12 protein-coding genes are annotated in these 11,369 nt (G+C 68.1%); 6 read left to right on the forward strand and 6 right to left on the reverse strand.

Annotated elements, in window-relative coordinates; all coding sequences use genetic code 11:
- Positions 1-43: 43 nt before the first annotated feature.
- The gene (locus tag ACH34W_RS52640) at positions 44-637 is read left to right on the forward strand and encodes a TetR family transcriptional regulator (RefSeq protein ID WP_395968836.1); all 594 of its coding nucleotides are present in this window, start codon (positions 44-46) and stop codon (positions 635-637) included.
- 90 nt (positions 638-727) lie between these two features.
- Here the strand turns inward: ACH34W_RS52640 and ACH34W_RS52645 are convergent, their stop codons facing one another.
- Together ACH34W_RS52645 and ACH34W_RS52650 are read right to left on the reverse strand one after the other, a co-directional pair.
- Positions 728-1,762 (reverse strand): phosphotransferase enzyme family protein, encoded by a 1,035-nt coding sequence (locus ACH34W_RS52645; RefSeq protein ID WP_395968837.1) that lies wholly within the window; start codon positions 1,760-1,762, stop codon positions 728-730.
- Between the two features lie 81 nt (positions 1,763-1,843).
- Positions 1,844-2,248, reverse strand: a complete 405-nt coding sequence (locus ACH34W_RS52650; RefSeq protein ID WP_395968846.1) for a nitroreductase family deazaflavin-dependent oxidoreductase — start codon at positions 2,246-2,248, stop codon at positions 1,844-1,846.
- A gap of 69 nt (positions 2,249-2,317) precedes the next feature.
- On the opposite strand from ACH34W_RS52650, the gene paaI reads away from it, so the two are divergent.
- Positions 2,318-2,737 (forward strand): hydroxyphenylacetyl-CoA thioesterase PaaI, encoded by a 420-nt coding sequence (paaI, locus tag ACH34W_RS52655; protein ID WP_395968838.1) that lies wholly within the window; start codon positions 2,318-2,320, stop codon positions 2,735-2,737.
- Between the two features lie 57 nt (positions 2,738-2,794).
- Positions 2,795-3,646, forward strand: a complete 852-nt coding sequence (locus tag ACH34W_RS52660; protein ID WP_395968839.1) for an LLM class F420-dependent oxidoreductase — start codon at positions 2,795-2,797, stop codon at positions 3,644-3,646.
- A 23-nt stretch (positions 3,647-3,669) separates the two neighbouring features.
- Here ACH34W_RS52660 and ACH34W_RS52665 read toward each other — a convergent pair whose 3' ends face one another.
- Complete coding sequence (locus tag ACH34W_RS52665) at positions 3,670-4,536, reverse strand: helix-turn-helix domain-containing protein (RefSeq protein ID WP_395968847.1); 867 nt, start codon at positions 4,534-4,536, stop codon at positions 3,670-3,672.
- A 748-nt stretch (positions 4,537-5,284) separates the two neighbouring features.
- On the opposite strand from ACH34W_RS52665, the gene ACH34W_RS52670 reads away from it, so the two are divergent.
- Positions 5,285-5,470: a hypothetical protein gene (locus tag ACH34W_RS52670; RefSeq protein WP_395968840.1), complete on the forward strand. Its 186-nt coding sequence runs from the start codon at positions 5,285-5,287 to the stop codon at positions 5,468-5,470.
- A 157-nt stretch (positions 5,471-5,627) separates the two neighbouring features.
- Here the strand turns inward: ACH34W_RS52670 and ACH34W_RS52675 are convergent, their stop codons facing one another.
- The 3 genes from ACH34W_RS52675 to ACH34W_RS52685 are packed head-to-tail and all read right to left on the reverse strand — an operon-like array spanning position 5,628 to position 8,079.
- A complete protein-coding gene (locus ACH34W_RS52675) occupies positions 5,628-6,410 on the reverse strand; it encodes an ABC transporter permease (protein WP_395968841.1) in 783 nt (260 codons plus the stop codon).
- Positions 6,407-7,171 (reverse strand): ABC transporter permease, encoded by a 765-nt coding sequence (locus tag ACH34W_RS52680; RefSeq protein WP_395968842.1) that lies wholly within the window; start codon positions 7,169-7,171, stop codon positions 6,407-6,409. Before ACH34W_RS52680 ends, ACH34W_RS52675 begins: the two co-directional genes overlap by 4 nt.
- Positions 7,168-8,079 (reverse strand): ABC transporter ATP-binding protein, encoded by a 912-nt coding sequence (locus tag ACH34W_RS52685; protein ID WP_395968843.1) that lies wholly within the window; start codon positions 8,077-8,079, stop codon positions 7,168-7,170. The genes ACH34W_RS52680 and ACH34W_RS52685 overlap by 4 nt, the downstream gene beginning before the upstream one ends.
- Positions 8,080-8,247: 168 nt before the next feature.
- On the opposite strand from ACH34W_RS52685, the gene ACH34W_RS52690 reads away from it, so the two are divergent.
- Positions 8,248-10,347 (forward strand): sensor histidine kinase, encoded by a 2,100-nt coding sequence (locus tag ACH34W_RS52690; RefSeq protein WP_395968844.1) that lies wholly within the window; start codon positions 8,248-8,250, stop codon positions 10,345-10,347.
- 38 nt (positions 10,348-10,385) lie between these two features.
- Positions 10,386-11,042, forward strand: coding sequence for a response regulator (locus ACH34W_RS52695; RefSeq protein ID WP_395968845.1), 657 nt, complete (start codon positions 10,386-10,388; stop codon positions 11,040-11,042).
- Positions 11,043-11,369 lie beyond the last annotated feature (327 nt).

Below are 11,369 nucleotides of genomic sequence, written 5' to 3' on the forward strand. Positions count from 1 at the left end.
CGTAGTATTTAACATAACCTTAGTATGTGAATACTCTTGCTTCGTGCCATCCGTCAAGAGCCGCCGTGAGGAGTACGCCGAGGCGACCCGCCAGGCCCTCCTCGACGCGGGCGCCGACCTGTTCGCCGAACGCGGCTACGCCGCCACCTCGATCGAGGACGTCGTCCGCGAGGCGCGCGTCACCCGCGGCGCCCTCTACCACCACTTCCGCAGCAAGCAGGAGCTCTTCGAGGCCGTCTTCGAGGACGTCGAACTCGGTATCGTCGACAAGATCGTGGCCGCCGTCGCGACCCAGAGCGATGCCTGGAGTCAGGCAATGGCGGGGATCGACGCGTATCTCGACCTCTGCCTCGATCCCCGCACTCAGGAACTGGCCCTCCGCCAAGCCCCCATCGCCTTGGGCTGGACGCGCTGGCGCGAAATCGAGGAACGCCATGCCCTCGGCTTGATCCGGGCCCAGGTCGAGTCCCTGACGGCTGCGGGCCTCATCCGCCGTCGTTCGCCCGACCTGCTGTCCGGCATCCTCTTCGGCGCCCTCATCGAGGCTGCCCTAGCTATCGCCGCCGCAGAAGACCGTTCCCAGGCCCGGCAGGAGGCAGGCGAAATCATCCGTTCCCTATCCGAAGCCCTCCGCTGACAAGCCGTGACTGTCTGTACCTCTGGCGGAGTGCCTCTGGCGGAGTGCCTCCGGCGGAGTGCCTCCGGCGGAGGCAGTCCGGGGGGACGCTCAGCCGTAGGCGGGGCTTTCGGCGGGCAGCTCGGTGTAGGGGGTCGCGAACAGGTCGAGCGTGAGCTCAAGGTTCGCGGACCACCACGTGACCAGGCCCACGTCAGATGCGGGGAGGCCGCGTCCGGCCCTTCGGTCGTGGTCCAGGTAGCGATCCCGCAGGGGCTCGACATCGCATAGGCGTTCCCACCACACACGATGGACGGCCGACTGGATCTGCCCGGCGTCGAGCGGGAAGGCAGCCCGATGACCGCGTACGAAAGCCCGTACACGATCGAGGTCGAGGCCGCGCTCGTCCTCATCGGCGAACAGCCGGGCAGCCGCGCGCACAAGCTCACCCGCGACCGGGCCGGTGGTCAGCGAGTCCCAGCCCAGGACGGCGGTCACGTTGCCCGATCCGCCGTAACGGAGGTTGCCCTCGTGGAAGGCGCCGTGCAGGTGGCCGACCGTGGTGACCTCCATCTCGGGCGGCTGGTGGTCGGCGAACTCGTTCAGGAGCGCGCGGCGTTCGCGCAGGCGGCGTTCGGTGAGGGCGTCGAAGTCATTGCCCTCACCGGGCAGCGCGTCGAGCATCTGGTCGACGGCGACCATGGCGTCCGCGGCGCACGGCGTGGAGATCAGCATGCTCTGCTGCACGGGTGCGGTCAGCCGGTCGAGCGCGGCGTGCAGGCCGCCGAGCAGCTCACCGAGCCGCTCGCACTGCCCGAACGTCAGCTCCAAACCGCCCCGCCGGCGCCCGGTGACCCACGGGTGCAGCACGTATCCGAGGCCGCCCGCTGTCACCAGCGTGCGGCCGGCGCGTGCCGGTACCGGAGCGAGCACCGGCAGGCCGGCCGCGTCGAGCCCGGTGGTGACCGTGTGCCGGAAGAGCAGGGCGCGCCGGTCGTACGCCTCGTACTCCCGGAGGAAGTACGAGGCGTCGGCGGTGTCGACACGCCAGCAACGGCCGTCTCCGACCGGGACCGGCGGCTCGGCGTCCCCGATCTCCCAGCGCCTCAGCAGACGGGGCGGCGGATCGTTCTGTGACGTCGGCACCTCGGCACCTCAGCTGCTCGAACGAATGTTCACATGCCGACGGTACACGCCCCTGTGCGCCTGGCGAAAGCGAACCGCGGATCAGCTGCTGCGTTCGAGGATGACGATGGGAATTTCCCGGTCGGTCTTCTTCTGATAGTTGTCGTAGTCGGGCCAGACGGCCGTCATCTTCTTCCAGAGCTTGGACTTTTCCTCCGGGGTCGCCGTCCGTGCCCGCGCGGTGAACTTGTCAGCCTTCACCTGGACTTTCACCTCGGGGTTCGCCTGGAGATTGAGATACCAGAGGGGCGGCTCGTCCGCGCCGCCTTTGGACGCGACCACCAGATGGTCGTCGCCGTTCTTCTGGTAGATCAACGGCGTGGTGCGCTCCTCGCCGCTGCGCCGCCCGATGGTGGTGAGCAACAAGGTCGTGGTGCCCTGCCACTCGTGCCCCTCGGCGCCGTCGGTCTCCTGGTAACGCTTGACGTGCTCCTTGCCGAACAACATCGTCGTTCCCTTCATGAATATGTACGCTCCATGCATCCTTCCCTTCCTGCCGATCAATACGCTGAGCGGATGAACGACGCAGCGGAGGTGGCGCGGCGGTGCGCCGAGGCGATGTACGAACGGGACACCGCGGCCCAACGGCTCGGCATCGAGATCGCCGACGTGGCGCCGGGCCGGGCACGTGCGCGCATGGCCGTGTCGCAGGCGATGGTCAACGGCCATGGCGTCGTCCACGGCGGTTATCTCTTCCTCCTGGCCGACACCGCCTTCGCCTATGCGTGCAACACCTACGACGCCGTGACCGTCGCCGCTGCCGCCGATGTCGTCTTCGTGGCCCCCGCGCACGACGGCGATGTACTTGACGCCTTCGCCACCGAACGAACGCGCTTTGGCCGCAGTGGCATCTACGACGTCACCGTCCGCCGCAGCTCCGACGCCACCGTCATAGCCGAATTCCGCGGCACCAGCCGCACCGTCCGACGTGGGTGAAATAGGCGGCGGGGCGGCCGGGTTGTCGTCATCGTTGTCGTCGTCGGGAGGTACGGGATGGACATCGGACGGGTGGGGTTGTGGAGCATCGGGCTTCGTTCGGAGGATCCGGCGGCGCGGTCGCGTATTGCTGAGGCCGCCGCGGAGCTGGAGGAGCTTGGGTACGGCGCGGTGTGGCTCGGCTCAAGCCCCGGCGTGCACCATGCGGTACCGCTGCTGGAGGCGACATCGCGGCTGGTCGTTGCGACCGGCATTCTCAACATCTGGCAGTACGAGGCGGAGGCCGTTGCCGAAGGACAGGTTGCGCTCGCCATAGACCATCCCGGACGTTTCCTCTTGGGGCTCGGCGCCAGCCACGGGCCACTGGTGGGGGATCGCTATCGGCGGCCGTACAGCGCGATGATCGACTATCTCGACCGGCTCGACGCGGCCGGGGCACCGGCGTCCCAGCGGGTGCTGGCCGCCTTGGGCCCCAAGATGCTGGCCGCGTCCCGGGACCGCTCTGCCGGAGCCCATCCGTACCTCGTGAACCCCGAGCACACGCGGCAAGCCAGGGAGGTCCTCGGCCAAGGCCCACTGCTCGCTCCAGAGGTCAAGGTCGTTCTCGACGAGGATCCTGCTCAGGCGCGGGCCGCCGCGCGTGCGCATCTGGCGCTCTATCTGCGGCTTCCCAACTACACCAGCAACCTGCTGCGCCTGGACTTCGACGAGGCCGACCTGGCGAACGGCGGCTCCGACCGGCTCGTGGACGCGGTCTTCGCCTGGGGCGACGTCGAAGCGGTCCGCCGTCGTACGAACGAGCACCTGGACGCGGGCGCCGACCATGTCGCCCTCCAGGTCATCACCGAGGACCGCACCGGACTGCCGTTGGCGGAATGGCGGGCGCTGGCGGAGCTCAACGCTTCCTAGCGGAGCTCAACGCCTCCTAGCGATCAGGTCTGGCTGAGAATGTCGCTGAGGATGGCCACGGTGTCATCAGGCCGGGCGGCAGTGATGCAGGTGTTGTTCATGGCCTTCATGTAGAGGTCGACGTCGGCGGGCTTGTCGAGGTAGAGCGCGCTGGTGAGCTGCTCCAGGTAGACGACGTCGGACAGCCCCGGCTCGGCGAACCGCAGGATGGTGAACGGGCCGCCGGCGGCCGCGTGGCCTCCCGCGCCGAACGGGACGACCTGAAGTGTCACGTTCGGCAGTCCGGCCATCTTGATCAGGTGCTCGATCTGGGCGCGCATCACCGTGGCGCCGCCGAGCGGACGGCGCAGCACGGCCTCGTCGAGGACGGCCCAGAGCATGGGGGCGCCGGGCGATGTGAAGCGTTCCTGGCGGGTCATCCGGACGTTCACGCGGCGCTGCACGTCGTCGTCGGACGCCTCGGGGAAGCCGAGCCGGACGACCGCACGGGCGTAGTCGGCGGTCTGCAGGAGACCGGGCACGAACTGGACCTCGTACGTGCGGATGAGGGAGGCGGCCTCTTCCAGCCCGAGGTAGACCTCGAACCAGCTCGGCAGGATGTCGCCGTAGCGGTGCCACCAGCCGGGCGTGTTGGCCTCGCGGGCGAGCTCCAGCAGTGACGAGCGCTCGGCCGGGTCGTCGACGCCGTACAGGGTCAGCAGGTCGGCGATGTCGCGTTCCTTGAACCCGACCTTGCCGAGCTCCATCCGGCTGATCTTGGAGTGCGAGCCGCGGATCTCGTAGCCGGCCTCTTCGGTGGAGATGCCGTGTGCCTCACGCAGCCTGCGGAGCTGCGAACCGAGGAGGATGCGCAGTACGGTCGGGCCGCCACGACGGGGATAGTCGATCAACTGACCGGTCTCGGTGTCGCCCTCGGCCAGAGGGGTGTTGGCAGCTGCGTCCTGGGGCAAAGGGTCACCCAGCCAGTCGACGGGCCCGCGCAAGCGGAGGAACGGTCCTCATCGTAGAGGATCAGACCCTGTTTTTGGGAAGAGTGAAAAAATTGCTCTCGGTGCCTCGATGCATCCGTGGTATGGGCCTTGTCAGATCGTTATCGCTCGTGACCTGAACGACCAGGTGGTCACAAATCCGGAGGCGCCGGCCAGGTAACTGTACGACTAATCCTGGCGTGGTGGCGGGACGAACTCGTGATTCCTCCGGAACGAGAACATGCCGTCACTCTCCGGAGTCATTCTCGCCGGGAGCCCCTCTCTAGCCAGGGCTGTCCTGCGGGAAGGTCGCCGTGGCTCGCCTGCCTTGTGGACTCGGAGATGACCGATTGTGCGGCATTCGGTCAGATGATCTATCCCTTGTGCGTCCGTGCACTGCGTCCCCTAAGTGATGAAGCTCTCGTCTACGCCGTGTCAACGCCGGGAATCCCCGCGAAGTCTTATTCATTGGGGACTCATGTGCCGAACAGCGACCATGCGTTCCCGTTCAAAGATGACCACCGCGTATCCGGGGGAAATCATGCACTCGAACAACAGTGGGCTCCCTGAGGTCCGTTTTCTGACTTCGGGTGACGTGTCCGATGCAGATCGTGAGGCAGCGGACCGAGCTGTCCGGGCCGTGCTGTCGGAGGTCCGAGGAGTTGTGACGGTGGCCCAGGTGACCCTGAGCGTCGTCGACGACCCGTCACTTCCGCGCCCCGCCCTCGCCCAAGCCGTCGTAGACCTGAACGGTCGGCGCCTGCGCGCGCAGGCCGCCGCACCGACCCTGTCCGAATCCATCCAGCTCCTCCGAGACCGCCTGGCCGTCCGCGCCGCCTACCTACGCGCCGGCTGACCCCGCCCGCCGCTAGGCGAACACCGCGCTCGCCTAACCGAAGTCGTGCTTCCCTACCAAATGGCGCGCTTCTTACAGAACGGCGCGTCCCGAGCTCGGGACGCGCCGTTCGTGGTGCGGGTGGTCCAAAGTCCGGCTTAGGCGTCACTCTCCTGGTTTAGGCGTCCCGGCGGTTAAGGAGTATGGCGGCGGACGTGAGTGGCAGTGCCGCGTACGCGATGAGGACGAGCAGGGCGATGGGCGGAGGGAGGACGGAGCCGTAGATGGAGTTCTCGTTGTCGCCGCCGATCACCTGGTCCGGCAGTCCGCCCAGCATGAACGAACCGGCCCGCTCGTTCCACGGCGCGGGGAGGTTCGCGGCGATGATGGGGACCACGTACCAGAGCATGAAGACCGAGACGATCGCACCGGCCGTTGATCGCAGGATGACCGCGAGGCCGAGGCCGAGCAGGGCGTAGACGGCCACGGCCGAGCCCCGGGAGAACAGCTCGGGAAGCTCGGCGACCACACCGGACGGCTGTCCCCGGATCGGCCGGTCGCCAATGATCAGCTTGACCGTGAAGAACGTCCCGAGGGTGACCGTCAGCCCGGCCAGCAGAGCGACGGACCCGACGACGGCCGCCTTGGCGTGGAGGAGCGAGCCGCGCCTGGGGACGACGGTCAGAGTCGTGCGGATCATGCCGGTGCGGTATTCGCCGGTGACGACGAGAACCCCCAGGACCGCCAGGCAGACCCCGGTGACGTCGGCGTTCAGCGTGGACAGGGACGAGAGGGCGAAGTGATCACGATCCTCGGAGGTGAGGCCGTCCCACCTGTTCGCGGCGTAGAGCGCGAGCAGCGCCGCCATGGCCAGGAACGCGACGGGGATCGCGAGCGTGAAGTACGTGGAACGAACCGACCGCAGCTTGAGCCACTCCGCCGCGATGACGTCCTTCGTCATGAGTCCCTCCGCATCAGAACGATCAGGCCGGCGATCAAAGCGATCACCGCGTACGCAAGCAGGATCATCAGCGCGGGAACGGGCCCCAGGACCGGATCGGCGGCATCGCCGGCGATCTGCTCAGCCAGGTTGGACGGCAGGATCGCCGCGAACCGTTCGTCCCAGGGCGTCGGCAGGAGCGGCGCCAGTCCCGGCAGAACGAAGAGGAGCACGCACAAACCCGTCACGGCCCCAGCTGTCGAACGGACCGCTGTCCCCAGTCCAAGCCCGACGAGCGCGACCACGACCGCCGAGAGTCCCAGGCTGAGCAGCCACGGCAGCTCGTCCGACACCGGTGTACGGAAGTCGGCGATCGCCCGGTCGCCGACGATGAGCCGGCCGAGTGCGAACGCGACGCCGACGCTGAGCAGCCCGGTTGCCGATGCCACTCCGCCCACGGCAGCTGCCTTGCTCAGCAGGAGAACCCCCCGTCGAGGCACCGCCGCCAGGCTGGATCGGATCATGCCTGTCGCGTATTCGGACGTGACGGCGAGAACGCCGAGCACCGCCATGCAGAGCGGCAGCGTGAGCACCAAGGGGTGTTCGGCGGGTGCAGCCTGGAGTTTGGCCTGCCGCTCTGGCGACAACCCGTCCCAGTAGCGCGCGATGTAGAACGACCAGACCGCACACAGCGTGACGAAGCCCGCGACTGTCGCGAGTATCCATTGCGTGGACCGGGCCGTCCGGAGCTTGAGCCATTCAGCGACGAGCACATCTGTCATCGCGCGGTTCTCTCGGCGCGGTAGTCGACGCTGTCGGAGGTCAGCTCCATGTAGGCCTCTTCCAAGGTGGCGGTGTGCGGCGTGACCTCGTACAGAGGAATTCCCCGCGCAGCGGCCAAATCGCCGATCTCATCCACGGCGAGCCCCTGCACTGAGAGCGCCCCGCCGGCCATGGCGTCCACTGTGGCGCCGGCAGTCGCGAGCGCCGCAGTGAGATCCGCCGACCGTGGCGAACGAACGATCACGCCTCGCCGGAAACGGTCGGCGAGCTCGCGGACCGACGTGTCGGCGATGAGGCGGCCCCGGCCGATGATGACCAGGCGGTCGGCGGTGAGCTCCATCTCGCTCATCAGATGGCTGGAGATCAGTACGGTGCGGCCCTCGGCGGCCAGCGAACGCATCAGTTCACGTATCCAGCGGACCCCGTCCGGGTCCAGGCCGTTGACCGGCTCATCGAACATCAGCACGCCCGGATCTCCGAGGAGTGCCGCCGCGATCCCGAGGCGCTGCTTCATGCCGAGCGAGAACCCCCCGGCTCGCTTGCGGGCGACCCCGGCCAGGCCTACCTGCTCCAGCACCTCCGCGACCCGCCGCGTACCGATCCGGTTGCTCCGCGCCAGGCACCTGAGATGGTCGAACGCGGACCTTCCGCTGTGCACGGCGTTCGCGTCCAGCAGCGCTCCCACCTCGTACATGGGATGCCGCAGCCTGGCGTAGCGCCCGCCGTTGACCAGCGCCTCACCCGATGAGGCGGCGTCCAGGCCCAGCAGGATCCGCATCGTCGTGGATTTGCCCGCGCCGTTCGGCCCGAGGAAGCCTGTCACGGACCCCGGTTTCACTTGGAAGGAAAGGCCGTCGACTGCGACGGTCCGTCCATAACTCTTGGTCAGCTCACGTACTTCGATCACGCGTTCAACCGTGGTGTACGGGGCGTTCCGGCACATCGGAGCGGGGACGGGAACGAGCCTTCGCCCCCAGGTCGGAGACAGCTCGAGGACCACCGGGCGGGCTCAGACCCAGGTATGACGTCCCCCGGCCGGAGGCGGCCCCGGACCTGGGTGGATACCGTCGGATCCGTGGACGAAGAGTTGCGCTCCTTCGTCGTCCGCCGGCTCGACCGGCGGCGGCTGATGGGGCTGGACGCCCTGGCGGCGCTGGCGTACACGTTCGTGGTCATGGGCTTCACCGCCCGCCAGGGGCCGGCCGCCGTACCGCTTTGGGCCGAGTGCCTGATCGTCGCCGTGAACGGGCTGCCCCTGGCTGTCCGGCGCCTGTGGCCGTTGCCGGTGTTCGGCGTGACGCTGGCGATGTCGGTGCTGTCGATCGTTCTGGACATGCCCAGCGACTGGTTCGTGGCATCGGCCTTCGCGCTCTACCTGGTCGCCCTCACCCAGCCCCGCCGCCGCTGGATCCCGACATCGGCGATCGGCGTGCTGAGCGTTCTGTCGCTGGTGTTCGGAGCGACCGTGGGGCCGAACGGCTGGGCCGCCGAGGGAGCCGGCGGCGTGATCATGGGATCCGCCATCATGGGCGGCGCCTGGACCCTCGGCCGCGCACTCCGTGAGCGCCGGGCCTACGCGCAGCGCTCGGCCGCCCAGCTGGCCGACCGAGCCGTGACCGACGAACGCATCCGCATCGCCCGCGAACTCCACGACGTCGTCGCGCACAGCATGAGCCTCATCGTCGTCAAGGCCGGAGTGGCCAACCACGTAGCCGAAGCCCGCCCCGACGAGGCCCGCGATGCCCTCCGTGTCATCGAGGCCACCAGCCGGGCAGCGCTAACGGAGATGCGCCAGCTCCTGGGCGTCCTCCGTACCGGCATGGACTACGGCTTCCCCGCGCCGCCGGACTACAACGACCCCACACCACAAGCCGCCAAACCCACTCCCGGCGCTCCCCACAGCAGGACCTTCGCCTCATACACCCACGACCGCAAACCCGACACCGATCCACGCCAGCCCAAGCAAGCACACCCCGCCCAGCGCAAGGCCACCCCTCCCAGCCAGGAGTCCCACACCACCCAGCCCGCCCAAGCCCAGAGCGCATCTTCTTCACAGCCGTCCGATGTGGCGTTTGAGCAGGACCCCCAGGACCGGCCCAGCGAAGCGGATAAGAGCGCCGCTGGGCAAGGTCACGGTGCCCAGCCCCCGCAAGGACGTTCCGCATTCCCCTCAGAGGGCTCCGAGGCAACGTCCGAGCTGGGCAACGAGGGGTCATCCAGCGGAGCGGACAAGGGCGCCGTCCAGCAGTCTCGCGACATCCGGCTCGCGGGAGTGCACAGTGCGTTCCCTTCGCAGGGCTCCGATGTGATGTCTGAGTTGGGCGACACGGGCTCGACCGGCGAAGCGGACCGTGCTCCGGCCCGGCAGCTTCACAACACCCCGCCTCCTCGAGCACAGGGCGTATCCACCCCGCAAGGCTCCGACAATCGGGATGGATTGGCCAGCCAGACAGACGATGGCCCGATTGAGCGGCTTCGCAACGTGCATTCCGACCGTATGCATGCGGCAGACGCTCCAGGCGGCTCGGATGTGACACCCCATCGGGACTGCGAGGGATCGGCCCGCCAAGAGGGCTGCGCGCCGACTCAACGGCCGGACAAAGCACAGACCGCCCAGGGGGACGTCGCATCAACTGGGTGGAGTGACGCGGTGGCGGACGCGTATGAGACCGACGCGACCGGGCCACAGCACAGTTCGAGGGCTGAAGCCATGCGCGTTGGTGAGGTTGGCCTTCCCGCGGTACCAAACCTCTGGCAGGACGTGCCGCTGGCACCGGCACCTGGCCTTGCCGCACTGCCCACCCTCGTGGACCGTGCAGCGATGGCGGGCGTACGGGTCGCACTCGACCTGCAGGCCGTTGCCCTACCCGAAGGAGTGGCACTCTCGGCGTACCGCATCGTTCAAGAGGCGTTGACGAACGTCGTGAAGCACGCCGCTCCCGCGCGCTGCCAGGTCTCGGTGTGGGCTGACGAGCACGAAGTGCGGATCACGGTGACCGACGACGGCCCCGGCACTCGCGTTCTGCCCCGGGTCCCCGGGCTGGGGGAGGGCCACGGTCTGATCGGCATGCGGGAACGAGTGATGATGTACGGCGGGGACTTCAGTGCCGGACCGCGCCCCGAAGGCGGCTTCGGAGTGTCGGCACGCCTGCCCTACAACCCCACGGAGAGGTGAGCGTGACCGGACCACCGCCGCGGACGAAAGACGCCCCAGTGCGGGTCTTGGTAGCCGACGACCAGGCACTACTGCGCGGCAGCTTCCGCGTCCTGGTGGACACCGCTCCTGGCCTTGAGGTCGTCGGCGAGGCGGGGACCGGCGCCGAGGCATGTGAGCTTGCCGTCAAGGAGCACCCGGACGTTGTCCTGATGGACGTGCGGATGCCGGAGATGGACGGTATTGAGGCCACCCGCCGCATCTGTGGCTCGCCCGAGACCGCTGACGTCCGCGTGCTCATCCTGACGACGTTCGACCTGGACGCCTATGTCTATTCGGCGTTGCGCGCGGGCGCGAGCGGATTCCTCCTCAAGGACACACCACCTGGCGATCTCCTGACCGCCATCCGCGTGGTCGCCGCGGGCGAGGCGTTGCTAGCGCCCACGGTCACCAGACGGCTGATCGCCGAGTTTGCTCGCCGACCTGAGCCGTCCCAGCAGTTCGCCCGGGAACTCGACGGCGTTACTGAACGCGAACGCGAGGTGCTGACACTCATCGCTCGTGGTCTGTCGAACGCGGAGCTCGCAGAGCACCTGCAGCTGAGCCTGGCCACCGTCAAGACCCACATCGGCCACCTGCTTGCCAAGCTCCAAGCTCGTGACCGGGCTCAGCTCGTCATCATCGCCTACGAAACTGGCCTCGTCCGTCCCCGCTAACCGTCCACCCAAGCAAGCGCGGCAAGCCGCTACACGCCGCGCACCCGCCGCCACGATCGCCCACTGTGGATCAAACGAACGCCACCGCCATCAGCGCCATCCCCTCCCGACCAGGCCGCCCAGCACGCCCTGTCGGCGTCGGCCTGGACGAACCACGATCTCCACTGCCCGCGTACTGCTGACGTCCTGCGCCAGCGTGCGGGACTGTCCTGAATTTTGTGGGTGAGGCGGTGATCGTTGTCAGTTGAGGGTGATGCGGTCGCCGTAGTGCAGTGACAGTGCGTTCAATGCGGCCTTCCATCCGCGGGTTGTGCCGGTCACGTTGGA

It is taken from the genome of Actinomadura sp. 6N118, assembly GCF_044326415.1.
Taxonomy (GTDB): domain Bacteria; phylum Actinomycetota; class Actinomycetes; order Streptosporangiales; family Streptosporangiaceae; genus Spirillospora.

Excerpts from the sequence above, each read along its gene's own strand:
- ACH34W_RS52650 (WP_395968846.1), bottom strand. The coding sequence starts at position 2,248 with ATGTTGTTCGGCAAGGAGCACGTCAAGCGTTACCAGGAGACCGACGGC.
- paaI (WP_395968838.1), top strand. The coding sequence starts at position 2,318 with ATGAACGACGCAGCGGAGGTGGCGCGGCGGTGCGCCGAGGCGATGTAC.
- ACH34W_RS52660 (WP_395968839.1), top strand. The coding sequence starts at position 2,795 with ATGGACATCGGACGGGTGGGGTTGTGGAGCATCGGGCTTCGTTCGGAG.
- ACH34W_RS52675 (WP_395968841.1), bottom strand. The coding sequence starts at position 6,410 with ATGACGAAGGACGTCATCGCGGCGGAGTGGCTCAAGCTGCGGTCGGTT.
- ACH34W_RS52680 (WP_395968842.1), bottom strand. The coding sequence starts at position 7,171 with ATGACAGATGTGCTCGTCGCTGAATGGCTCAAGCTCCGGACGGCCCGG.